Raw genomic sequence first — 24,772 nt, forward strand, 5'->3', positions numbered from 1 at the left:
TTTAACTCAGATTACCCTACCTTCCCTTATTTTTTGCTTCAGTAAGGCCGCTGCACGTGTGTAGCCGCCATCACTACCATCAACAAAATGAATATGATCATCCTCAAGGTCCCTTACATAACATGACATTACTGATTCTTTGCTTACGTACAAACCGTATAAAATTTCGTTCTTTTGCTCCAGAATATTTAAGGCAGTCTGAAGCCTTAAACGTTGTTCCTCTGAACCTGTGATTACCGTATTGATTCGTCCATCCATTACAAGCGTATCCGACATTTCAACAAGTTGTTTCAAATACTTCTTTCCGCTGTCTGTTCTAAAATAGATATAACCGTAAATATTTATAAACCAGGTTTTGATCAGTTCTAACCATTTAAGCTTGCCTATGCGGTGTCGCATTTCTCTACCTAAGTTATTGAAACTGGTTTTAAATATAAGTTTAGGAATACTAATGGGCTGTCTTTTTTCCGGGGTACCATAAATCTGATCGATATGTTTGATCACTCTGCTAAAGGCTGACGCCTGGTCCCTTCCCTGTTTCGCAATAACAATTAAAGTCACTACTTCTTCCATATTCTCAGGAGGTGCAATTTTGTCCCACCTGCATTGCATGCCAGTGAGATCAATGTCTTCGGCTCCATATTCCTTTGCAGCAAGCAGATAATCTTCTCCTTTAATCTGTTTCTCCGCGTACTCCAAACCATCCCCCAAAATTACAGGTATCACAAAATTATCAGAGGCGCTGAATCTACTGATACTTAAGCGATGTGCTTTGTCGTAAATCTCCTTAACTGAGATTACACCAACCCGTAGATCAAGATTAAAATTATTGAGTGTATTTGCCTTATATTGAGATAAACCTTTCAATGCTTTATCAACTATAGCATCGGGTACCAAAAAGGTTGCACCATCGCCGCCAAAGAAAAATGGTATGGAAATATTCGCTTTGAAAGCAATGTTTAAGACTGTGACCATACTACCTGTGGCAATTAAATTGACCGTTTCATGCAAACCTGAATTAACAGCTATCGTTGAGCTTTTAATATCAGTAATAATCACATGCCAATCTGCAGGGATATCATTAAACAGTTGCTTCCTAAGCAATAATTCATGCAAAGGCAATTTACTAATGTGTAGATTCGAATAAAAGTGTTCTGTATGAGCTTTCATCTATTATAGATTATAACAATATACGAAGTGAATTGATTAAAGTATCTATAATAACTGCCATTACATTAAAGCTTATTTAGAATTAATAAAAATAATTTTGCTAATACGGTTTTAATGTCATTCCTTTGCGCCAACTAAGAATTAATCTAAATAATTATGTACAAAAAAATTACCCATTTTTTTTCTGTGCTGGCTGTCGCAATGTTATTTACCGCTTCCGCTCTTGCACAATCCAAATATGGTTCGGTGTCCGGATCAATCAAAACCAGTGATGGAAGCCCTGCTCCTTTTGTGAGTGTAGGTTTAAAAAACACAAACAAAACTTCCCAAACAGATGAAAAGGGTAATTTTACAATTAAAAATATCAATCCTGGTGATTATACTATCAAAATCTCAGCTATCGGTTTGTCTGTCCAGGAAAAGCAGGTCAATATTACTGCCGGTCAGGTAGCTCAGGTTAGCTTCACAACTGTCGAATCTTTGTCTCAGTTAGATGAAGTTGCCGTTAATGGGTACAGAACACCTAATAAGAAGCCTGTTACCTTGGGCAAGATTGCTATTGCACCAAAAGATTTACCCCAATCTGTTCAGATCGTGAACAGTCAGATAATCACTGACCAGCAAGCATTACGGTTAAGTGACGTTCTGGCAAATGTAAATGGAGTGGCGTATTCCGAAAATCGTGGAGGCGTAAGTGGCGAAACATTTGTTGCACGTGGCTACAGTCTTGGAGGAAATAATCTACTAAAGAATGGAGCGCGTACGTCTTCAGGTGGAACACCAGAGGTAAGCACTTTAGAGTCTGTTGAAGTATTGAAGGGAAGTTCCGCATTGTTGTATGGTGGAGTTACCGGCGGAGCGATTATTAATATGATTACTAAAAAACCAAAATTCGAATATGGTGGTGAAGTATCAATGCGTGTAGGCAGCTATGATCTGTATAAGCCAACAATCGATTTTTATGGACCCGTTTCTAAGAAACTGGCATTTCGTGTGATTGGAACTTACGAAAATGCCAAAAGCTACAGAGATGATGTAAAAACTAAAAGATTTTATATCAATCCTTCATTATTATACAAAATTAGTGATAATACCGACTTCTTGCTTCAAGGAGATTACTTAAAAAGCGATTTCACACCAGATTTCGGGATTGGAACAGTAGCCAATGCTATCCCGGATATTAGCAGAAAAGCTTACCTTAACGCGCCATGGGCATATAACAAAACCAATACTGCAACAACGCAACTAAATTTTAATCATAAGTTCAATGAGAATTGGAAGTTAAATGTAGTTGGTTCGTTTCAATCTTACAATAGAAATTATTTCAGCGCAGAACGGCCTTTCGCAACTACTGCAAACGGAATAGCGGCCAGGAATGTAACTCGATCGAAATCCAAAGAATTTACATATAACGAACAGGTAAACTTAAATGGTAAATTCACAACTGTTGGTATATCACATACCCTTTTAGTAGGTGCAGATGCTGATCAGTCGAGATCGACGTCTGCAGCTAATTGGACTTACAACGGAGCAACTGCCTTTAATTATGGCAATTTCAACATCCTCGACCCATCTACGTATTATGGATCTGGCTTAGAACCCAATGCTGTATCTGCTGCATCTACTTTTGCACCAATTTTTAGAATGGGCGCATTTGTTCAGGATTTGGTAAGCATAACTGAAAAATTTAAAATTCTCGCAGGTGTTCGATGGACATTTCAAAAAACACCGTCAACGCAAACAACCGCCGCTGCTACTGGCATAACAACAGCAAGTACTACTGTAGATAAAATTGATAAGGCATTTTCTCCAAAGTTTGGTTTAGTTTATGAACCATTGAAAAGCACATCTGTATATGTAAGTTATGCGAATAACTTTACATCTAACTCTGGGACGGATATTTATCTCGCGCCAATGAGACCTTCGATTATTGATCAATATGAAGCTGGTATTAAAAATGACTTTCTTGAAGGAAAACTTACAGCTAATGTTACTGTTTACAGAATCCTAAATAGCAACTTCGCTCAAACAGCATTATTCAAGCAAGATGGGACTGCCAATGCGGATGCTACTATAAAAGAATTTACTGGGAAAACAGCCAGTGACGGCGTTGAGCTTGACTTAAGCGGAACAATTACAGCAGGCTTAAACTTCCTAGCCGGCTACAGTTACAACTATTACCGTTATTTAAGCACATTACCAGGTACTGGTATTATTGAAGGAGACAGAGTAGTTGGAACAGTAAAAAATAAAGCAAATGCAACGGTTTTCTATACCATTCAAAATGGGGTGGTAAAAGGCTTAAAATTAGGTGCTACAGCAATTTACACAGGCGACCGCTTTGGTGGTAGGAACCAGAACAAAAATGGAACAACCACCGGCCTCATTCCTTTGACTCCATTTACAACCTTGGATATTAGTGCGGGTTATACCTGGAAAAGATTATCACTGCTTGCAAAAATATCAAATCTTACGAATGAATTGAATTACTATGTTCACGAAAACTACAGCGTGAACCCCATTCCCCCTCGTCAGTTCGTAACCACATTATCGTATAAGTTCTAAGTACACTCTCAAAAACGAAAGCCCGGAATCAGCAATGATTTCGGGCTTTTTTGTAAGTACAACTTACGCAATGATAAAAATGGTTCCTGATTTCCCCAGGTAGAAATAATAATGCGATTCCCTTGGATAGTCAACCTTTTCAATATTGTTGACCTTGCCGGATCTGCCATACTCATCCGCTACAAAGTCGCCAACTTTAATATTTTCCAATAGCATCCGGTTGGCCGAAGATCTTTTAATTAGTTTAGCATGTTTTTCCATGAGATATGCGTTTAGAAACTTATTTACGCATTCTCAAATCTTTCGGTTTCAGGTAACTGCAGAATACTTAAAACTAAGTATTAATAAAAGTCAAATTCCTGATTTAGAAATGAACCATTTCGTAAATACGCCTCATGTACAGCGCCTCATCTACTTTATGAAAAAACTCTTCCCATTCATATCTGGTAAACACTAAACTGATATCCGGTAATGGTGTAGAAAGAATCACCACCTCTTTCCCGTCTGGTCTGTTTTCGAGATAATCGTCGAAGCTTAACTTTTTGGTAGATTGATAAAAAACCTCAAACTGGTCAAAAGAAAAATTCATAAGCACACCGGCACGCCAGATATTCAGAACTTTACAATTGTTGCACTGGGCAATGGTGATATTATCATTTTGGCTAAGTACTGTGGTTTGGCACATAAGTGATGATTTTGCAATTAAACAGATTAAAGCAAATATCATACTATTTAGAATAATTCCAAATAATTATCTAAACATTTATAAAAAAAACCGGATGATGAGTCCGGCTTAAGTTTTAATGTGCATCGTAAATAATTACGTTTTCGAAGTACTGTTTAAATTCATCCAGAAATGCTTTATGTAATGGATGTACCTGATACACATCATGAGCAGCAAGATCTTCAAAAATTAGAATCAAACTAAAGGTATATGTAGTATCTACAACTGCGCGTTCTATAGGTGCAGGTGTTCCGATATGGAACGTTTTAACAACTTCAATGTCTTCCAGGGTCTGTAAGCTAGCACGAAAAGCTGCTTTCTGTTCTTCAGTGATATCGGCTTTAAGCCAGAATAATACGTGGTGAGCTATCATAATATATTTTTTTGCCAAAGATAATGAAAGCAAACATTCGAACCTCCCTAACCGAATACTGTTTTTGCTTTATTGATGGCTTTTTTTAAATCTATTCCTTTTCCTAGAACTCCTTTAAATAAATCACCCTCAGCTTTCAAACGTTCGAGCGTATTGACGATATTAAAATCTTTCATTTTTAATCCGGGTTTCACTTCATCCCAATGTAACGGCATAGAAACTGTAGCCCCTTCTTTTGGTCTAAGGGAATATGGGCCTGCAATGGTTGCTCCAGGTCTGTTTTGAAGAAAATCCAGATACATTTTACCTTTACGTGCAGAAATCATCCGCTCTAATGAAGTAAAAGATGGAATTTGCTGGTGTACCAGATTTACAATAATCTTCGCGAACATCTGGCTTTGTTCGTAGGTATACTTCGCATCAAGTGGAATATAAATATGCATTCCGGTTGAGCCCGAAGTTTTACAAAAGCCCGGAACTTCAATGGCATCCAGAATCTTTTTCGTTTCCAGAGCTGCCGTAATTACCTGGTCAAAGGTATGCTTATCCGGGTCCAGATCAATTACACAATAATCAGGATGATCAGGACTTTGAATTCTGCTGAACCAGGGATTCATTTCAATACAACCTAAACTGGCCATCCAAAGTAATGAAGCTTCATCCGTACCAACCAGATACTCTTTCTTTTCACCCTCACCGTTTTCATAGGGAAAGGTTTTAGCCCAGTCCGGAGCTTTACCTTTAACGTCTTTTTGATAAAAACTTTTTCCGTGAATTCCGCTCGGAAAACGGTTCAAAGACTGTGGCCTGTCCTTTAGATAAGGTAATATATAATCCGACACCTGGTAGTAATAGTTAAACATATCCCGTTTCGTCACCTTGTCCCCTGGCCAGTAAACTTTACTCAGGTGCGTAAACTTTAGCTCATGTCCCTTCACTTTTCTAACCTGCGTTTCATCCTTTGGGTTTAAAAGTGTTTTTCCCCCTTTTTCCTTTGGTGGTTTTATCGCCGAATCGTGTTTTGCATCTACCTCATTCATGATCTGGCCTACAGGAACTTCTTTCTCTCTAACTACATCTTTTGCCGCTTTATCGGTACGCATACCTTTAAAAGATGGATGCCTGAATACGCCATCTTCGGTAACTTCAGTAAACGCGACTTCGCATACCAGCTGAGGCTTCAGCCATGTTGCTTTTGCATTTGGAGGGTTAGGTCTAAAACGAGATGGTTTATTTACATCAGGCAATTCACTGAAAGGCAACTTTTCAGTTTCCAGCGGCTTAAACAGTTTCATCATTTCCTTTTGATCGGCATCTGAAAAGCCAGTTCCTACCTTGCCTACATAACTCAGATTCTTTTGATCATATACGCCTAATAATAGAGAACTAAAGGTTTTAGGACTATCTGCATTGGTAGTATACCCCGCAATAACCACCTCCTGACGCTTACTCACTTTAATTTTAAGCCAGTCCTTCGATCTGCGGTCTGCAACATAAGTACTGCTTGTTTTTTTAGCAATAATTCCTTCTAAACCCATTTTTTCTGCTGCAGCAAAAAACTCTACTCCACTGGCCTTGAAAACCTGGCCCAGTCTGATCTGGTCACTGTCTAAGGGCAGTATATCCTTCAATATTGCCTGCCGCTCTATCAATGTTAAACCCATTAGGTTCTTACCTTCGTACCAAAGCAAATCGAAAACATAATACACCAGTTCACCATCTGCTTCACTTCGCCAGTTCTGCAGCGCACCAAAGTCCGATACGCCATTTTTTTTCAACACCAGAATCTCGCCGTCGATAACTGCATTAATTTCCCATTTGGCGAGTAAATCATGAATCGGGTAAAATTTATCGTCAAACGATTTGTTGTTGCGGGATAGTAGTGAAACTTTTCCTTTCTCTATAAAAGACAATGCCCTGTAACCGTCCCATTTTACTTCATATTGCCATTCATCATCATCAAATGGCGCATCAACCAATGTGGCTAGCATAGGTTTTATCCCGGTAGGTATGGATGATTTAGGGGCATCCTTTAGTATTTTCTTTGTATTAAGATCATCTTTATTTATGCTTGCCGGCTTCTTCTTTGCAGCACTTTTTCGGGGCTCTGCTGGCTTTTCTTTGATCTCCTGTTCTTTGCCGTCTTTCCATACCTTCTCTGATGACTTCGCCATGGTTTCTATTGTCTTTCCCGAAAGTACAGATTCACCCTTCTTAGTGATGTCCTTAACCGAGGCGTAATCGTCTTTATGTTTAATTAACAGCCACCCATTTTCCCCCATTCCATGCGTTTTAACCAGGGCAAACTCGCCCTCCAGTTTCTTACCATGAAGCTTAATTTTTACTGATCCCTCTGCCAGCTGTTTCAAGAGGTGTTTCTCCTGCGCCTTTTTACCTTTGATTGCCTCAATGGGCTCATAGGTTCCTTCATCCCAAACAATTACAGTCCCGCCGCCATACTCCCCTTTAGGGATTAATCCTTCAAAGTTTCGGTAATCAAACGGATGATCTTCAACCATCATCGCCAAACGCTTATTCTTAGGATCGGTAGAAGGGCCTTTTGGAACAGCCCAACTCTTTAAAACCCCGTCCATTTCCAGCCTGAAGTCATAATGTAGTCTGCTGGCGTCATGTTTCTGAATTACAAAAAGTAACTTGTTTTTATCTTTACTTTTTCCCGCTTCAGGCTCCGATGTTTTGGAGAAATCCCTTTTGGTTTTATATTTTTCAAGACTCATCTGTTCTGTTTTTAGTCCCTGATATTAATCACAATACGGGTAAAACAGGACCTGAACAAAAAAGGTTTTAACACCTGCTATCGACACAGACATTAAAACCTTCAAAAAAATAAATGATTTAAACTATTCGGCCAACCTGGGCAAAATACCGGCATCCATTTCATCAGCAAATTCATGCTGACTTTTTACGGCACTAAACAGCACCCTTAGCCAAACCAGAAAATATGGAAAACTCAACATGGATAGTGAAAGTGGATTTGCTTTTGCAAACTGCGGAAAACACAATAGTGGGATGTTACAGGTTACAACAAGCAATATGGGTAAGAGTACATGCTTTAGTCCTTTATTCTTTTCAAGCACATACCAGATACCAACCCCTGTAATAGAGATAATGTAAGTACAGTCTTCAGACCCTGTGCTGAAAAGTACAGGAAATAATAGCACTGATGATAAAATCAACAGCTGAAACTTACGCTTGGAAAAACGGCTGACAAAAGCAAACGGAAACATAAATAATAATGCTCCTACTGCCAGAAACATGATATTTGATAAGCCGGGATAATGTAGCAAGCGCCTGAAAAAACCCATAATAGAAATATCAGTAGCGGCACCTGCAATATTTGCAATATTCTTATTTACCAGTTCATTTTTCCAGTCAATATAGGAATGAGCCACGAAATCCGGAGAAGCAAAAATCATCGGAAGCACAAAAAACACTGCAGACCACAGTATAAGATAGCCGATAAATGCAGGTTTCTTTTTAATAAAAAAGAATACAACTATCCCAACAATGCCGTATAGTTTAACAAATGTACCAAACGCAATGCACATGGCCGACCAGAATCCGTTTCGTTTTTCAAACTGGGTATAACTCAATATCATAATTGCCCCTGCTCCAGCATTAAATTGCTGATTCAACATCGAAGCTACCAGACAAGGTATAGCAATATAGCCTATGATGACCTTTTTGTTTTTACTCAAGGGTAAGGTTTGTATAGCCTTAAACAAGAGAAAGCAATTAAAAAGATTCCAGAACAATAGCCCGAGCCAGTTTGGCATCAAGGCAAAAGGTGAAATCAGTACACTAAAGATCGGGCCATAGTGATTAACATCACCGTGATATTGGGGATAAAAAGCGTACAATGACCGCTCATGAAGCAAATTTCTGAAGGTATTTTCAAAAATGAGGTAATTGTTTAAACGGTTTGTTGCCCATGAATCTATAACAAAGATTAAGGTGACAAGGACCCATAATAAAAGTACGAAGCGATTGTCCTTGTAAAAATTACGACGCGACAATCCATCGAATGGTTTGGTTAGGAAATGATTTAGCATGTAAAAAAAGTATTACACAGCAATAATACAATCTGAAAATTAATTATGAAAATACTGTGTAAGGAAAGTGTTACAAAGTTATTGACTTTAGTCAAATGAACCGATTTACAATTGATTATATTTACAACTGTATTGTGTTTGTGGCGTTATCTACGTTTACAACGGCTATAAATACGTGCAAAACGACTGAATGTCAGTCTTTTTAATGTTTATTGCCATTTTTTTGGATGAAATAAAAAAAAACAGATAATAATCAGCAAAACAATTAAGCCTTACTAATGTTTAATACTAATAACTAAATATGAATCCCATGGAATATCCACTTCAATCCCTGAATGCCAGAAAAGAATTCATTGAAATTGCAGATGAAAAAGACCGCGATTATTGGGCAACAAGATTAGGTGTAAGCACCGAAAAACTGAAGTCTGCAATCAGGGCTATCCAAAGCATGGAATTTTTGCAACTAAAGGAATATTTAGCAATGGAAAAAATTAAATCAGGTACTGCATACCAGCATTTCCTAAACGCATAAAAAGCTCTTTCAAAGAGCTTTTTATATTTTCTATTCCCCCTTCGCTAAAACGTTTCTTCCATCGCTCTCACCCGACTACCTAAAATTCCTTACACATCTCTTTTGCATGCAATCAATACTATTTTACAAAATAGTTATAGAGCAGATTAATCGCTGCGCGACTGAAATCAGGAAAATCTCCTGTGTAGGTGGCATTTATTCCATTGGTGATAATTACAAATCCAAACTTTCGCTTAGGTTCGAAGAACATTGTGCTATACAATCCATACGCTGACCCGGTATGCCCGATTAATGAAATGTTGGGAATAAGTGTTTTGGTGCCCCTCAAGGCCAGGCCATAATCCTCATCTGCAGATAAAGGGGTTTGCATTAAACGTGCACTCTTCCGGGAGATCAATCGAACGCCCCCGGTCTTTCCATAATTCATATGCATAACCATATATCGGGCAAGATCGCCCGCCGAAATCTTCATTCCTCCTGTCGGAGAAAAAATTGGAGTTGAGTAACCCATTACATAATTACCAATCTCAGTACGCCTGGGTGCATAAGCTGAAGTTGCTTCTGTGAAGCTTTTAGCAACTGGCTGGTATTCATAAAGCTTTACGAAACGCGCCGAATCGAGTGAATCTATGCAGTAACCACCGTATAAACCTAACGGTTTAAGAATATGACTTTTAACGTAAGCATCAAAACGTTCACCAGATTTCTTTTCTATAATAGTTCCAATCAGATTGAAGTTCAGGTTACAGTAGTTAAACTTCGTGCCGGGCTCATATTCATTATAACATTTGGCCCAGTCAGCATTTTTGGCAGGGTTGATCAGATCCAGGTTAAGGTAACCTTGCGAATCATTCAGACTTGAGGTATGGGAAAGTGCCATCTTCAGTGTAATCTTCACGTCGGGGTATTTTGGGTTTCTGATTTTGAAGCCTACTAAATCTCCGAAGTCATCATCCAGAGATAACTTACCAGCTTCCACAAGCTGCATGATGGAAGTGGCAGAAAATGATTTGGATATTGATGCAATTCGAAAGATATCACTGTTTTCCAAAGGTATTTTACGATCAAGGTCTTTCAAACCAAACGAATGGTTGTAAATAACCTTACCATCCTTTATTACCGCAACCGATGCGCCAACAGCGCTAAACTTTTGCATCACGGAATCAAAAGCAGTCTCTAATTTATTTTCCTGCGCCCCGGCACCACCACCAATCAGTAATAATAGTAATGCAGGAATGGCAAGTCGCACAATCAGATTTTTCATACAATATGGGATAAAAACCTAAATATAAACTTTAATCCTATGGAAGCAGGCCTGTACCTAAAAATTTACCTTGCATTGTTAACCTCCAGCCAATGCCCGTCAGGATCCTGAAAGTAGATTTGTTTTACCCCATCAACACGCACGTTGATTGCACCTGTTTTGCCTCCCCAGTCTCCATATGAAATCTTTTGCGTTTGAAGCTTCTTTATAAAGTCTTCTATGGAGCTGATACTGAAACACAAGTGATCATTTCGGTCATAAACCTGGCCCGATTTGGCCCCTTCAATCAAATGCAGTGCCGAACCATTACCCAATGAAAACCACGTATGTTTTCCGTCCTTGAAAGGCTCTGGTATGATCTTGAGATTAAACAAACTTTCATAGAAATCAGTTGATTTCTTCAAATCGCCAACATATACGGCAATGTGGTTTAAAACTGCGGGTGTCTGCTGTGCCATGGTTTTATTCATGATAGATCCCGTTAATCCAAATATGAGAATGATCAGATATTTTTTCATTCTTCAATATCGCATTAATTGCTGAAAAATACAGATCAAATCAACGATAAATTATGAACGTACAATTATTTAGATTCTTGCGACCTGTGTGTCTTTCAGGATTACAATGGAACTGGTCCCCCAGTCATTAAAACCATCGGTTATGAAACCATCAATAGCTTAACTGAAAACCCCGGCAAACAACTTATTTGAATGAAGCTTAGCCTCGTGATCGTATATATGCGAAGTACTCATCACCTCATTCACACCATGCTGATCAATAAAATCACTTAGTTGCTGCTTGATAGTTTTTGCGCTGCCAATGAACGAATAATGTAGCATCTGCATCACGGCTTCTTTTTCCATTTGATCCCACTGGCTATCCAGGTGATCTATTGCAGGCTTTAATAGCTCACGTCTTCCGGTAATCACACCTAAAAACATGCGCTTAACCGAACTCGATAACCGTTCTGCTTCCGCATCTGTATCGGCCGCTACTACATTCACACAGGCAATAACATAGGGTTCCTGTATATAGATGGAAGGTTTAAAACGGCTTTTGTAAAGGGCTATAGCCTGCTCAAAATAGGTAGGCGCAAAATGACTCGCAAAGGCGTAAGGCAAGCCTTTTTCTGCGGCAAGCAAGGCGCTGTCAGTACTTGATCCTAACACCCATATCGGAATCTCCAACCCTTCACCGGGGATTGCCCGCACATTTGAGCGCGAATTGCCAGCAGAAAATAACTGTTGAAGTTTGTCGATATCCCGGGGAAAGCTGTGCACAGCATTAAAATTTTCACCCCTTATGGCCATGGCAGTAACCTGATCCGTGCCAGGTGCCCTGCCTAATCCTAAATCTATACGATTGGGATATAAGGATGCGAGCGTTCCAAATTGCTCGGCAACGATTAAGGGCGAATGGTTGGGTAACATAATCCCACCCGATCCTACCCGGATTCGACTGGTACCACCGGCAACATAACCAATGAGGATAGGCGTTGCTGAGCTGGCAACTCCAGCCATGTTGTGATGCTCTGCGAACCAGTAACGTGTATAACCAAGGGATTCAGACTGCTGAGCCAGCTCCAGGCTCGTTTTAAAAGTATCAGCAGCAGTATATCCCTCTAAAACAGTAGCAAGATCAAGAACAGAATAAGGTATGTTTTTTAATGTAGTGTTTTCCATAGTATGCGCAGGTATTAAAACCTACTCCGCAAAAATATCTTTTGATATCCTGGATACCACATTTCATTGCCACAAATGACCCTAAGGCAACATTAAAAGATTGTCATGACAAAACACGATAACTTCCACATCATTATATTACTATCGTTTCGCAAAGTAATTGTTAAAGAATAACATTTGATAAGCAATAGCATTGCCCCAGTATTCCCAGGTATGACCTCCCGGCCTTACGATAAAATCATGCGCTACATTTCTATCAACCAGCTTGTTGTGCAGATCTACATTAACCTTATAAAAGAAATCACTGTAACCGCAGTCAATAATAACCGCCAATTTATTTGGTGTAATTAAATGTGTCAGGTTGATCACCGTGTTCGCTTCCCATCGCTCCGGATGCTCGCTGTATTTACCTAAACGTTTCGCGATTTCCCAGTTCTCCGGAAAGGGCCTGATATCTACACCACCACTCATGCTCCCGCAGGCTCCAAAAACATCCTGGTGCCTGAAACCCAGATATAAACCACCATGGCCGCCCATGCTCAAACCTGTAATCGCCCTACCGCTCCTGTCTTTTATAGTGGCATAATGACTATCGATATATTCAACCAGTTCACCGGCTACATAGGTTTCATATTTGTAGGTCGGGTCTTCAGGGGCATCGAAATACCAGCTGGTTACCCCTCCATCCGGGCAAACCACAACCATATTGTAAAGATCAGCAAGCCGTTTTACAGTTTCCTTATCCGGCGTTTTGCTTACCCACTCAGAATACTTGCCTCCTGCGCCATGTAGCAGGTAAAGTGTAGGGAATTTTCGGTCCGTATTGTAGCCTGCAGGTTTAATTACCACAGCTTTAATATCTTTTTTCATGGCTTTGCTACGGGTAACTACAGTATCTACCGTTGCTGCAAGCGCTATATTGCACCATACGAGTGCCAATAAACCCAATGTTCCTGATAACAGATTTCTTTTCATGGAATGTATAAGATGTTTGCTGCACAATATAAATAAAATGCCAAAAGGGAACGATATCAATCATTCCCTTTTTTTATTGTTTCCTTAAATAGCCTTATTTTGATTTTGCAGGTTTGGGAAATACCTGGTTGTTATTCGCCCAGTTTTTCCACAAAACCTCCAGTTCCTTTACTTTTTCAGGCAGTTGTTTTGCCAGGTCGTTTACCTCCGACTTGTCTTTCGACAAATCAAATAAATGCCAGGTACTGTCGTTGCTGAGTGAAACCAGTTTCCAGTTACCTGATCTGGCATATTGCGCACCAAAATGCTCATTGAACAATACTTCGTGTCCTGCATTTTCTTTACCTTCAAAGGAGGGAACCAAGCTCACTCCGGTGGTAGGAATGATTTTATTACCCTTATAGCTCGATGGATATTTCGCGCCGGCTAATTCCACAAAAGTTTTCATAAAATCCATCACATGGCCCCGCTGATCACTAAAGCTTCCTTTATTCCCTTTTATTCCTTTTGGCCAGAAAGCAATCATCGGTGTATGTATTCCACCTTCAAATGATTCAGCTTTAGCGTATTGATATGGTGTATTCGCTACACTGGCCCATATTTTTCCTATAGAGCTATAGGTCGTTTGAGGCCCTGGCATAGCCTGTTTCTGCGTAGCGTAAATAATGGGAGAACCCCCACGGCTTTCACTGGGACGGTCAAAGCCTGGTCCGTAAGCAGCAGCGTTTTCCGGACTTGCGCCGTTATCAGAAAGGAAAATAATAATCGTGTTATCAAGTTTGCCTGTTTTACGAAGTGCATCAATGATTCTTCCGATTCCCTGATCCATTCTGTCGATCATAGCAGCATGCACCGCCATCGCTTCTGCATCCCATACCCGATCGGGATTATCAGCCCAGGTAACTGTACGCCCTAAGGGTTTGGGTAATTTGGTGGTGTTCGAATCAATAAGCCCCAGCTTAACCATCTTTTTATAACGGGCTTCACGAATCAAATCCCATCCGGCTTTATAAGTATCTTTATATTTCGCAATATCCTCGGGTTTAGCCTGCAAAGGCCAGTGGGGCGCATTTTGCGCTACGTACAAAAAGAATGGTCTATCTGTTTTTTTCCAGGAGTTGATATAGGCAACAGCGGTATCATTAATAGCGTCTGTTTGATAATAATCTTTGGGTACCGTTTTAACAGGCTTTGTGCCACTTACCAGACTAAAAGGATCAAAGAAATCCACCACCCCCCAAATGGTACCGAAAAACTGATCGAAGCCCCTGCTTGTTGGATATTGGTTGATGGGTGAAAAATCGCCATAGTCCTTTTGATGATTTAGCCAGCTTAGCTGATCCTTGGGATTTTTCTGCACAATCGTATTACTCACATGCCATTTTCCCGACATAGCTGTATGATACCCCGCTGTTTTTAACACCTCGGCAAGGGTAACGGAGTTATCCGCTAACCTTCCTAAATAGCCAGGCTCATCTTCTGCCTCCGTCATCTTACCTATTCCAGCCTGTTGATTATACAAACCAGTAAGCAATGATGCCCTTGTAGGACAACACCTCGATGTATTATAAAATTCCCGGTAACGCAGTCCGTTGTTGGCGAGATAATCCAGGTTTGGTGTATTAATTTCACCGCCATAACAGCCGGCATCCGAAAATCCCATGTCATCAGCAAGGATGACCACAATATTAGGCCGGCTGGCTTTAGCTTCTGTCTTCTGCTTTTTTGATTGCTGATCAAATGCACTCAGGAAAACAAGCGCTGAACCTGATACTGCTGCAAGGGTTAAAAAAAATAGCTTTGTTGATTTCATGCCAGAATCTATCATAATTTAACGCTAATCTAACTAAACCGTTTTAATAGCTCAAACTACAGCGAATAATCATCTCCGAATTTTCATCTTTACAAAGAAATAATGTCGAACTATCCAACAGAATACCTATATAGCAAAGCAATTAACAAACCATTAAACCAATAAGAAACATTTCTAAAACTAAATCACCTTATTCTTCGTTTATCCAACTATAATGAGCAGTTTTACCATACAGGAGCAATTCGATAATTACCTCGACATTCTCAATAAGATCCATGTCATCGATCACGATATTGACGCCTCGATCAACGAAGTTGAAATAAATGATCTGGCAAACCGTCGTACCGCATTAAAAAACAGGCTACATCACGTAACCAAAAGCCTGGTCAATTCATTAAATGAAATGGGGAAGAAATATCCCGTTCAAAATAACCTGGCCAACCAAACCACCTACATTTACACTGAAGGCGGCAAACTCATGTTCGAGTACCACTAATACTAATACATCCTCGCAATCAGTGGCTGGAACGCTACTGATCCATATGCACCTGCCCATCACCCTAAAAGGCTATAGCAGGAAAAATACGGTTTGGCTAGTTTTGTGACAATGGCAATAACATCTATCGTTACCGTAAACTACAATCAACCCGAAGCCACCCTGGCTCTTTTAGCGTCCATTAAGCTTAATCTAAACCTTGAAAATCTGGAGGTCATTATTGTTGATAATGGCAGTTTAATTGATTCAGGTGCCAGCTTCAAAGCATTTTTACCGCAAACAATCTATATCCGCTCCGAAGCTAACCTGGGCTTCGCCGGTGGTAACAACCTGGGTATCAAGGTCGCTTCAGGGGAATATATTTTAATGGTAAATAATGACACAGAAGTTGTAAAAGGAATGACGGATGTGCTCATCAAAGAAATGGAGGCCAATCCCGAAATCGGAATTGTAACCCCTCTCATTTTATATTTCGATCAACCGGATACCATTCAGTATGCGGGTTATACCCCCATGAATTACACCACCTGCCGTAATAAAACCGAAGGCTTGATGGAAAAGAACACCGGTCAGTATATGGGGATGAGCAACGAGACCGCCTTTTGCCATGGTGCTGCGATGATGTGCCGCAAAGCCGATATTATGGCCATCGGACTGATGCCCGAGATGTATTTCCTCTATTACGAAGAGCTCGACTGGTGTGAGATGTTTAAGAAAGCAGGGAAAAAAATATGGTTTACCGGCAAAACACATATCTTCCATAAAGAATCCATCAGCGTGGGTCGCGAAAGTGCTTTGAAAACATATTTTGTTACCCGTAACCGGATCCTTTTCATCAGAAGAAATGCTAACCTGTTTAATCAAATTGCTTTTGCCTTTTATTTTACCGGCATCGCCATCCCCAAACAAATGATCATTTACATACTTAAAAAAAGAACAGATTTAATCCCTTACCTACGCAGGGCCCTAACCTGGAATATCACTCAGGCGAAAGACAGTCTCAACCTGGGCTTCAATAGAGTGGCATAACACACTCATCAAAACCAATCGTTTACAAATAATATCTCCATTATATGATCACGCTATTCTGGCTTTCCCTTGCCATCGTATTCTACACTTTCCTGGGTTATGGCCTGTTGCTTTATATTTTAATCAGGCTAAAACGGGTATTCAGCAAACCTGTCCGGCATGTATTAAATACACTTCCAACAGTTACTTTGCTGGTTGCTGCATGGAATGAGGAGGATATGATTGAACAGAAAATCAATAATACCCTTGCCCTCGATTATCCCGCTGACCGCTTCCAGATCATTTTTATATCCGACGGTTCTACCGACAGGACTCAGGAATATATCCAGCCATTCAAGCAAATTGTTTCCATGCACATTGATGAAAGGAACGGCAAAATGGCGGCAATTAAAAGGGCCATCCCGGCAGTTACAGGAGAGATCATTGTATTTTCCGACGCCAATACTTTGTTAAATGAGCAGGCCATAAAAGAACTGGTGAAACACTATCAGAATAAAAAAGTAGGCGCCGTTGCAGGTGAAAAACGAATCCTGGTAGACGCCCAAGCCGATGCCAGTTCTGCCGGAGAAGGGTTTTACTGGAAATATGAGTCGAAGTTGAAAACATGGGATTACGAACTGTACTCTAACGTAGGTGCCGCCGGCGAACTGTTTAGCATCCGAACAGCCTTGTATCAGCCTGTTGAAACCGATACCATTATTGATGACCATATGATTGCGATGAGAATTGCCGAACAAGGCTACATCATCGCCTATGAGCCGAATGCCTATGCCTCCGAAACTGCATCAGCCAACACCAGAGAAGAACTAAAGCGTAAAATTCGGATTGCTGCAGGCGGTATTCAATCGATCTTCAGGCTTAAAAAATCTGCAAATCCATTCAACCATCCCATACTAACTTTTCAATACCTGTCACACCGGGTACTCCGCTGGACGGTTACACCATTCCTCATTATTCTTGCCTTCATACTTAATATTGCACTGGTTGCCACCACAAATAATAATGTTTATACCGTATTGCTCATCGCCCAAATATTCTTTTACAGCGCGGCCTTCATCGGTTTAATCTTTGAAAGAAGGAACATTAAAATCAAATCGTTTTTTGTCCCCTACTATTTCTGTGTGATGAATTATGCCGTGATCGCCGGAATCGGCCGATACATCAAAAAGAACCAAAGCGCAGCCTGGGAAAGATCACTCAGAAAATAAAAAACAAACGCTGAAGGCATCAACCCGCAATAGCCCTTCAGCGTTTCCAGTTTCTCCCCCGCCCCCCGTGGCAAAATAAAAACGCTTCTAAACATTCTCCGCCCTGCCTTCTATTTACTTACATCCGCATATGGTAAAAGATACCGTCGGCAGCGCCCTATAAAGCCATTCCGTGGCTCCGCCTTTCCGTGGCTAAATTAACATGCCGGAGGCATGCCCCCTGCCGATAGCCCTTTCGCACTATTTTCAGCACCGCATATAACCGGTATTTTAGTACACGCAAAAAAGATAACCGGCTTAAAGCTACAGTACTGCTTTACAGTCACTTAATCATTTACGCACAAAATTAACGATCCAGTTAACCCCGGTTTTGTATGCTTAATAATACCCTCATATCCCGTTTTTCCGAGCACTGTAGTGTAAGCCCACATAGCATTGCTCTCGAACTTAATAATGAATCGTTAACCTATCAGGAACTCGACAACCAGTCAAATCAACTTGCAAACTTATTGGTTAACACAGGAGTAAAACCAAATAACCATATCCCAATACTTCTAAACCGGTCATTTGAAATGATCATAGCCATTTTGGCCACAATGAAATGCGGGGCAACTTACATCCCTATCGATCCTTCTTCCCCTTCGCAGAGAATCAATTATATATTGAATGATCTGCAGGCTGATTTTTTAATTACCGAAGGAGCAAACGAACTGAATTTTGCTGGTACCACTATCAAAGCCGACGATCCGCAACTTTCAATACAATCCTGTGAAAAAATTCAAATCCAGGGAGCACACTGTGATATCTGTTACATCATATATACCTCTGGTTCCACCGGCAAACCAAAAGGTGTAATGATCGGTGATCAGGCCGTCGGTCACTTCATCAACAGCCAAAGTGAATACTATGGAATTGGGAATGATGACCGGATACTGCTTTTTTCCAGCTTCGCCTTCGATGCATCAGTTGAACAAATCTTTCTGGCTTTAACTACAGGTGCATCTTTAATATTAATACCTGAAGAATATTTAATAGACGTTAAACGGTTCACACAATATGTTCAGGATAAAAAAGTAACCCATCTCGATGTCACTCCTGGGTTTCTCGACAACCTGAATCCCGATCACTTCAACAACCTCAAACGGATCGTTGTAGGTGGAGACACCTGCCCAAAAAGTCTTTACCTCAAATGGCAGGCAAAGGGGACATTTTACAACGCCTACGGGCCCACTGAAGCAACAGTAACCGCAACCCTCTTCAAATGTAGTCCACACCAGTTGTCGTTGTCTTCAGGTTTGCCCATTGGGAAACCAGTAAACGGAACAGGGGTATATATTCTCGACGAAACAAAAAGACAAGTAGCAAATGGCGTTGCTGGCGAAATTTATTTGAGCGGAGAACATCTCGCCAAGGGCTACCTCAACAATCCTGAACTTACAGACGAACGCTTTGCCATGATAGATATATCCGGCCCGCAACGATTGTATAAAACCGGTGATCTCGGCCGGCTTCTTGCAAATGGAAACATAGAATTCTTAGGGCGGATAGATAGCCAGGTTAAGATAAGGGGATACCGGGTGGAGCTGGGCGAAATCGAAACCGCATTGAGCACACTCCCCAACATCAGCCAGTCTGTTGTGGTGGTCAAAAGTCACGACCTAGGCGACAAGCAATTAGTAGCCTTTGTTGTTGCTGCGAATTCATTTTCCAAAGAAGCTGCTGAAGCAGCACTTTCTGCAAACCTTCCCGAATTCATGATCCCAAAAATATGGGTTCAGCTTAACCACATGCCATTAACAGTAAACGGAAAAATCGATAGGAATGCATTGGAAGTTCCCGACTACGCCGACTTACTGCACACCCCTTATGCACAACCTAAAACAAAACTCGAAACTAAAATAGCCGCCATCTGGAAACAGGTACTCGATGTAAAACGAGTGGGACTAAACGACAACTTTTTTGATCTCGGAGGAAATTCACTCCTGTCGCAAAAACTGATGCTGGCCATGCAGGAACAAAATATTGTGCTGCCTATCGCAAAACTGTATCAATATCCTACAATAGCGGGATTAGCAAAATACCTGGATAAATCTGCCGAAAAAAACACCAATACAAAACGCCATCAGGCACAAGCCGGAAGAAATATAGCGGTGGTTGGCCTGGCAGGTCGCTTTCCCGGTGCAGATACTGTCGGCGAGTTATGGGACCTGCTTTGCAAAGGAAAAGAAACCACCACATTCTTTACCAGCGGTGAGCTGGATGTAAACATACCCGACAATATCAAAAACGACGACCTTTATGTAAAGGCCCGGGGAATCATTAACGATACCATGATGTTCGATCCCGATTTCTTCGGCATCAATAAAAAGCTTGCTGAACTCATGGATCCTCAGCAAAGGATATTTCTCGAGATTGCATTCGAGCTACTGGAGAAAACTGGTCATTTGCAAAAAACCGATCAATATAAAACCGGTGTATTCGCTGGTTGCGGACCTAATTTTTATTATGAAAACAACGTTTTAGCCCACCCTGAGAAAATCGAAGTGATGGGTAAACTGCAGGTTACTACTGTAAACGATAAAGACTATATCGCATCGCGAACAGCCTATCACCTTAATCTTAAAGGCCCTGCAATTAATGTAAACTCAGCCTGCTCCACCTCGCTCCTGGCAATTTTAGAAGCGGTAAATAGCCTCCGGGCCATGCAATGCGACGTAGCCATAGCCGGCGGGGCAAGCATCAATGCTTCCATCAACAGTGGCCACCTATATCAGGACGGCAGCATTCTGAGCAAAGACGGCCATTGCCGCCCTTTTGATAATGACTCAACCGGAACGGTGTTCAGTGATGGAGCCGGCGTTGTATTATTAAAACGGCTGGAGGATGCTGAAGCCGACAGAGATCAGATCTATGCCATAATCAAAGGCGTTGGCGTTAGTAACGACGGAAATCAGAAGGCCAGCTTCACTGCCCCAAGTACTGACGGACAGGCCGATGCAATTCTCACGGCCATTGCCGACGCAGATGTAGAAACCCGTAACATCAGTTATATCGAAACGCATGGAACAGGAACACCAATCGGCGATCCGATAGAGTTCGAAGGGCTGTTACAGGCATTCGGCAATCATAATGATAAACAATATTGTGCAATCGGGTCGGTAAAAAGCAACTTCGGCCACCTTACCGAAGCTGCCGGTGTAGCCAGCTTCATTAAAACCTGCCTCTCCCTGCACCATAAAAAATTATTGCCTTCTATCGGGTTTCAAACACCTAATCAAAATATAGACTTTAAAAACAGCCCATTCTTCGTAAATACCAAACTTCAGGATTGGAAACATGAAATAAAGCTTGCTGGCGTCAGCTCATTTGGTGTGGGCGGCACAAATGTCCATGTCATTCTTGAAGGCTACCAGAATACCGAAATACCCACAACTTCAAGGCGCCAATACGAACTGATCGCCTGGTCCGCAAAAGCCCCAGAAAGCTTAACCGCCTATCATGGAGCATTGCAACACTTTACTGCAGGCCAGCCAGGCTTATTGGCGGAAGATCTTGCCTACGCCCTGAACACGTCGAGAGGGAGTTTTCCTTACCGCGGTTTTCAGGTAGTCAGTACAGAAAACCGGCTTTCAGAACAACTCAGCAGGCCCGACACAGAAACTCATCTACCTACAGTATCATCAGCAGCAGCCGCAGATCTCGTTTTCCTCTTTCCCGGACAGGGGGCCCAATACAATAACATGGGGCACGACCTCTATAAGCAGGAACCGGTATACAGGGAAGCCGTTGATGAATGTGCTGAAATCCTGAAAGAATTTATGGAGGCAGACATCAGGGACGTCATTTTTGATGAAAACAGCTTCTCCGATACCATCAATCAAACTGAAAATAGCCAACCAGCAATATTTGCGACCGGGTATGCCCTCGCCCGCCTGTGGATGAGCTGGGGACTTCAGCCCGGTTTATTATGCGGACACAGTGTAGGCGAATATGTTGCAGCACACCTTTCAGGAGTTTTCTCCCTAAGCGATGGTTTAAAATTAGTAGCCCTTCGGGGTAAAATGATGAGCACAATTCCCAGTGGGGGAATGCTTTCAGTCAGGGTAAAAGACAATGATCTATCTAACCTGTTATCAGGCGAACTTTCTATTGCCGCAGAAAACACCCGGAACCTTTTTGTTGTGGCTGGACCATCAGCAGAGCTGGAAGACTTTAAGGCTAAAATTGATACATTAGGTATTCCCGGCAAACGTCTTTCGGCGAGCCACGCCTTTCATTCTTCAATGATGGATCCGGTTATCGCCGATTTTCGCAGTCTGGTAGACACCATCAGTCTTTCCAAACCCAAAATACCGGTGATGTCTACGGTAACGGGTAAAATGCTCACCGAATCTGAAGCAACCGATCCCGGCTACTGGGCTTCGCACCTACGCAAAACAGTAAAGTTTTCGACCGCCGTTGAAGCCATTATATCATCCTGCAATCCTTTGTTTCTGGAAATCGGTCCCGGGGAAACGTTGAGCGTTTTTGCCAGACAGATAGCGATGGGCCAATCCAGGCCTTATACTGTGATATCAGGTATCAAAGCTAAAGAGTCCGGCACCAGACAGGTCACCACAGCACTGGGAAAATTATGGAGCAATGGATTTGACATTAACTGGCATCAATACTACAGCAGCCAGCAGCGAAAGTTAATTGAACTGCCTGCTTATACTTTTAACAAGGAGAAATACTGGCTGGAACCAGCATCAACGAATAAAGTGACAGAACATACCGCTCAAAACGCCTATCATAACATGGATACCCTTCAGACAAGAAAAAACACACTCATTTCCAGAGTTAAAACCGTACTCGAAAATTCTTCAGGCATTGGCTTCGATCAGGTCGACTTAAACAAAAACTTCCTGGAAATTGGGTTCGACTCACTTTTGCTTACCCAACTGGCCACTTCCCTTAAACGGGAGTTTGCCATATCGATCACTTTCAGGCAACTAAATGATGAATGTTCATCTATAAATACACTAACGGAATACATCGCGCAACGCATTCCTGAAGAAATTGTCCAGAAATTGGCTCCAATGCCTTCAGCTCCGCCGGCAGCATCTATACAAACCGCCCAAGGTCAAAATGGAAATGTACTTTCCCTCTTGTCTGCACAGCTGGAAATTATCGCTAAACAAATTCAACTCATGAATCAGGCTGATGTGTCATTACTACCGCAGCCATCAATTCCCCTAAAGGAAACGCCCGCAGCCCCTTTGCACACAGCTGCAACTGCGCTAAGCAGCGAAGAAGAGACCAACCTGCGTAAACCTTTTGGTGCAACGCCAAAGATTGATCTAAATCATGCATCAGTAGATTTGAAACAACAGAAATTCCTCACCAGCCTGATTCAACGCTACAACTTAAAAACAGCTAAAAGTAAAGCTTATACCGCCGAAAGCCGTCCATACATGGCCGACCCTCGTGTGGTCAACGGCTTCAAACCAGCAGTGAAAGATTTAGTTTACCCGATTGTGGTTAAACAATCGTCTGGCAGCAGATTATGGGACCTGGATGGCAATGAATATATCGATGCGCTGAATGGATTTGGATCAAATATGTTGGGCTATCAGCCTGAGTGCATCAAAGAAGCCCTTCATGATCAGATTGAAAAAGGCTTTGAAGTAGGCCCGCAGCATGAGCTGGCTGCTGAAGTCAGCCGTCTGGTATGCGAATTTACCGGCTTCGACAGAACCGGACTATGCAGCACGGGATCTGAAGCCGTATTAGGCTGTATCCGGTTGGCCAGAACTGTCACTTCCCGCCCAATCATTGTGGCCTTCACAGGCTCATACCACGGTATATTTGATGAAGTATTGGTGAGAGGCACGAAAAAACTTAAATCCTTTCCCGCAGCAGCTGGCATTATGTCTGAAGCTGTAGAAAACATTCTGGTACTCGATTATGGTACGGATGAAAGCCTCAGGATCATCAAAGAAAGGGCCAATGATATTGCGGGGATACTTGTTGAACCTATACAGAGCCGCAGACCAGATTTTGTGCCGATTTCGTTTTTACAGGAATTGAGAGAAGTTACCCGCAACCAGGGCATTGCCCTGATTTTTGATGAGGTGATTACCGGATTCAGAATGCATCCTGGTGGTGCTCAGGCGCAGCTTGGCATCAAAGCAGATCTTGCAGCTTATGGTAAAGTGGTAGGCGCAGGCATTCCGATCGGCATAATTGCCGGCGACAAAAACTATATGGACGCGCTTGATGGCGGCATGTGGAACTATGGCGACGATTCAATTCCCGAAATTGGTATCACATATTTTGCCGGGACTTTCGTGCGCCACCCCCTTGCATTAGCTGCAGCAAAAGCATCGCTGCTGTACATGAAAACGCAGGGCCCCGGCTTACAGGAAAAACTAAACGACAAAGGCAACTTCATTGCCAAAGCCCTCAAGAGGGAAATTTCAGCGCGGCAGCTTCCAATAACAGTAGTCAATTATGGCTCGCTCTGGAAACTAACTTTCGATCAAACCATTCCCTTTAGTGAGCTTCTGTTTGTCATTATGAGAGAAAAAGGAATTCACATCCTGGATGGTTTTCCATGCTTCTTAACTGAAGCCACCACTTATCAGGATATTGATAAAATTATAACGGCTTTCACGGCATCGGCAGATGAAATGATCAGGGCGGGCTTCTTCCCTGATCAGCAGCAACACCTGAATCAGACATATCAAAGCAGTGCTGTAGTCATCGACGGTATGGTTCCTCCGGTTCCCGGTGCGCGTCTCGGCAAAGATCAGTCGGGTAATCCGGCCTGGTTTATCGAAAATCCGCAGGTGCAAAATGGTTACTTACAGATTCAGATTTAAACTTA

The 24,772-nt window shown here is 41.7% G+C and carries 17 protein-coding genes; 6 read left to right on the forward strand and 11 right to left on the reverse strand.

The features are described 5' to 3' along the window. Positions 1-6: 6 nt before the first annotated feature. Positions 7-1,170, reverse strand: a complete 1,164-nt coding sequence (locus AB669_RS03405; RefSeq protein ID WP_047797900.1) for a DUF3095 domain-containing protein — start codon at positions 1,168-1,170, stop codon at positions 7-9. A 156-nt stretch (positions 1,171-1,326) separates the two neighbouring features. On the opposite strand from AB669_RS03405, the gene AB669_RS03410 reads away from it, so the two are divergent. Further along, positions 1,327-3,735 carry a TonB-dependent receptor gene (locus AB669_RS03410; RefSeq protein ID WP_047797901.1) on the forward strand — a complete coding sequence of 803 codons (2,409 nt, stop codon included), beginning with the start codon at positions 1,327-1,329 and terminating at the stop codon, positions 3,733-3,735. Positions 3,736-3,798: 63 nt separating this feature from the next. Here AB669_RS03410 and AB669_RS03415 read toward each other — a convergent pair whose 3' ends face one another. From AB669_RS03415 to AB669_RS03435, 5 genes are all read right to left on the reverse strand, one after another. Then, positions 3,799-3,996: a hypothetical protein gene (locus AB669_RS03415; RefSeq protein ID WP_047797902.1), complete on the reverse strand. Its 198-nt coding sequence runs from the start codon at positions 3,994-3,996 to the stop codon at positions 3,799-3,801. Between the two features lie 103 nt (positions 3,997-4,099). Beyond that, on the reverse strand, positions 4,100-4,420 hold the full coding sequence (locus AB669_RS03420; RefSeq protein ID WP_156166643.1) for a hypothetical protein: 321 nt from the start codon (positions 4,418-4,420) through the stop codon (positions 4,100-4,102). Between the two features lie 115 nt (positions 4,421-4,535). Then, positions 4,536-4,832: a Dabb family protein gene (locus AB669_RS03425; RefSeq protein ID WP_047797904.1), complete on the reverse strand. Its 297-nt coding sequence runs from the start codon at positions 4,830-4,832 to the stop codon at positions 4,536-4,538. A 47-nt stretch (positions 4,833-4,879) separates the two neighbouring features. Beyond that, positions 4,880-7,570: a DNA ligase D gene (ligD, locus tag AB669_RS03430; protein ID WP_047797905.1), complete on the reverse strand. Its 2,691-nt coding sequence runs from the start codon at positions 7,568-7,570 to the stop codon at positions 4,880-4,882. Positions 7,571-7,693: 123 nt separating this feature from the next. Continuing rightward, positions 7,694-8,905, reverse strand: a complete 1,212-nt coding sequence (locus AB669_RS03435; RefSeq protein WP_053058227.1) for a glycosyltransferase family 87 protein — start codon at positions 8,903-8,905, stop codon at positions 7,694-7,696. A 310-nt stretch (positions 8,906-9,215) separates the two neighbouring features. Between AB669_RS03435 and AB669_RS03440 the strand changes: the two genes are divergently transcribed. Then, the gene (locus AB669_RS03440; protein ID WP_197082324.1) at positions 9,216-9,437 is read left to right on the forward strand and encodes a DUF3606 domain-containing protein; all 222 of its coding nucleotides are present in this window, start codon (positions 9,216-9,218) and stop codon (positions 9,435-9,437) included. A 118-nt stretch (positions 9,438-9,555) separates the two neighbouring features. Here AB669_RS03440 and AB669_RS03445 read toward each other — a convergent pair whose 3' ends face one another. The 5 genes from AB669_RS03445 to AB669_RS03465 all read right to left on the reverse strand — a co-directional run bounded on the left by AB669_RS03445 (position 9,556) and on the right by AB669_RS03465 (position 15,171). Further along, complete coding sequence (locus AB669_RS03445) at positions 9,556-10,701, reverse strand: serine hydrolase (RefSeq protein ID WP_047797907.1); 1,146 nt, start codon at positions 10,699-10,701, stop codon at positions 9,556-9,558. A gap of 65 nt (positions 10,702-10,766) precedes the next feature. Further along, positions 10,767-11,219, reverse strand: a complete 453-nt coding sequence (locus AB669_RS03450) for a VOC family protein (RefSeq protein WP_047797908.1) — start codon at positions 11,217-11,219, stop codon at positions 10,767-10,769. Positions 11,220-11,378: 159 nt separating this feature from the next. Continuing rightward, positions 11,379-12,383: an LLM class flavin-dependent oxidoreductase gene (locus AB669_RS03455; RefSeq protein WP_047797909.1), complete on the reverse strand. Its 1,005-nt coding sequence runs from the start codon at positions 12,381-12,383 to the stop codon at positions 11,379-11,381. A 141-nt stretch (positions 12,384-12,524) separates the two neighbouring features. Next, positions 12,525-13,358: an alpha/beta hydrolase family protein gene (locus AB669_RS03460; protein WP_047797910.1), complete on the reverse strand. Its 834-nt coding sequence runs from the start codon at positions 13,356-13,358 to the stop codon at positions 12,525-12,527. A 94-nt stretch (positions 13,359-13,452) separates the two neighbouring features. Next, complete coding sequence (locus AB669_RS03465) at positions 13,453-15,171, reverse strand: arylsulfatase (protein ID WP_047798060.1); 1,719 nt, start codon at positions 15,169-15,171, stop codon at positions 13,453-13,455. A gap of 214 nt (positions 15,172-15,385) precedes the next feature. On the opposite strand from AB669_RS03465, the gene AB669_RS03470 reads away from it, so the two are divergent. The 4 genes from AB669_RS03470 (at position 15,386) to AB669_RS03485 (ending at position 24,767) form a co-directional block, all read left to right on the forward strand. Beyond that, a complete protein-coding gene (locus AB669_RS03470; RefSeq protein ID WP_047797911.1) occupies positions 15,386-15,667 on the forward strand; it encodes a hypothetical protein in 282 nt (93 codons plus the stop codon). Positions 15,668-15,778: 111 nt separating this feature from the next. Beyond that, entirely contained in the window at positions 15,779-16,696 is a 918-nt protein-coding gene (locus tag AB669_RS03475) for a glycosyltransferase family 2 protein (protein WP_047797912.1), read from the forward strand. Between the two features lie 44 nt (positions 16,697-16,740). After that, entirely contained in the window at positions 16,741-17,904 is a 1,164-nt protein-coding gene (locus tag AB669_RS03480; protein ID WP_047797913.1) for a glycosyltransferase family 2 protein, read from the forward strand. Between the two features lie 374 nt (positions 17,905-18,278). After that, positions 18,279-24,767 carry a type I polyketide synthase gene (locus AB669_RS03485; protein ID WP_047797914.1) on the forward strand — a complete coding sequence of 2,163 codons (6,489 nt, stop codon included), beginning with the start codon at positions 18,279-18,281 and terminating at the stop codon, positions 24,765-24,767. The last annotated feature ends 5 nt before the right edge of the window (positions 24,768-24,772 follow it).

The organism is Pedobacter sp. BMA, assembly GCF_001027745.1.
In the GTDB taxonomy this organism is placed as follows: domain Bacteria; phylum Bacteroidota; class Bacteroidia; order Sphingobacteriales; family Sphingobacteriaceae; genus Pedobacter.

Coding starts and splice junctions, on each gene's coding strand:
- AB669_RS03440 (WP_197082324.1), top strand. CDS start 9,216: ATGGAATATCCACTTCAATCCCTGAATGCCAGAAAAGAATTCATTGAA.
- AB669_RS03465 (WP_047798060.1), bottom strand. CDS start 15,171: ATGAAATCAACAAAGCTATTTTTTTTAACCCTTGCAGCAGTATCAGGT.
- AB669_RS03445 (WP_047797907.1), bottom strand. CDS start 10,701: ATGAAAAATCTGATTGTGCGACTTGCCATTCCTGCATTACTATTATTA.
- AB669_RS03410 (WP_047797901.1), top strand. CDS start 1,327: ATGTACAAAAAAATTACCCATTTTTTTTCTGTGCTGGCTGTCGCAATG.
- AB669_RS03420 (WP_156166643.1), bottom strand. CDS start 4,420: ATGTGCCAAACCACAGTACTTAGCCAAAATGATAATATCACCATTGCC.
- AB669_RS03460 (WP_047797910.1), bottom strand. CDS start 13,358: ATGAAAAGAAATCTGTTATCAGGAACATTGGGTTTATTGGCACTCGTA.
- AB669_RS03435 (WP_053058227.1), bottom strand. CDS start 8,905: ATGCTAAATCATTTCCTAACCAAACCATTCGATGGATTGTCGCGTCGT.
- ligD (WP_047797905.1), bottom strand. CDS start 7,570: ATGAGTCTTGAAAAATATAAAACCAAAAGGGATTTCTCCAAAACATCG.
- AB669_RS03480 (WP_047797913.1), top strand. CDS start 16,741: ATGATCACGCTATTCTGGCTTTCCCTTGCCATCGTATTCTACACTTTC.
- AB669_RS03425 (WP_047797904.1), bottom strand. CDS start 4,832: ATGATAGCTCACCACGTATTATTCTGGCTTAAAGCCGATATCACTGAA.
- AB669_RS03485 (WP_047797914.1), top strand. CDS start 18,279: ATGCTTAATAATACCCTCATATCCCGTTTTTCCGAGCACTGTAGTGTA.
- AB669_RS03450 (WP_047797908.1), bottom strand. CDS start 11,219: ATGAAAAAATATCTGATCATTCTCATATTTGGATTAACGGGATCTATC.
- AB669_RS03455 (WP_047797909.1), bottom strand. CDS start 12,383: ATGGAAAACACTACATTAAAAAACATACCTTATTCTGTTCTTGATCTT.
- AB669_RS03405 (WP_047797900.1), bottom strand. CDS start 1,170: ATGAAAGCTCATACAGAACACTTTTATTCGAATCTACACATTAGTAAA.
- AB669_RS03470 (WP_047797911.1), top strand. CDS start 15,386: ATGAGCAGTTTTACCATACAGGAGCAATTCGATAATTACCTCGACATT.
- AB669_RS03415 (WP_047797902.1), bottom strand. CDS start 3,996: ATGGAAAAACATGCTAAACTAATTAAAAGATCTTCGGCCAACCGGATG.
- AB669_RS03475 (WP_047797912.1), top strand. CDS start 15,779: ATGGCAATAACATCTATCGTTACCGTAAACTACAATCAACCCGAAGCC.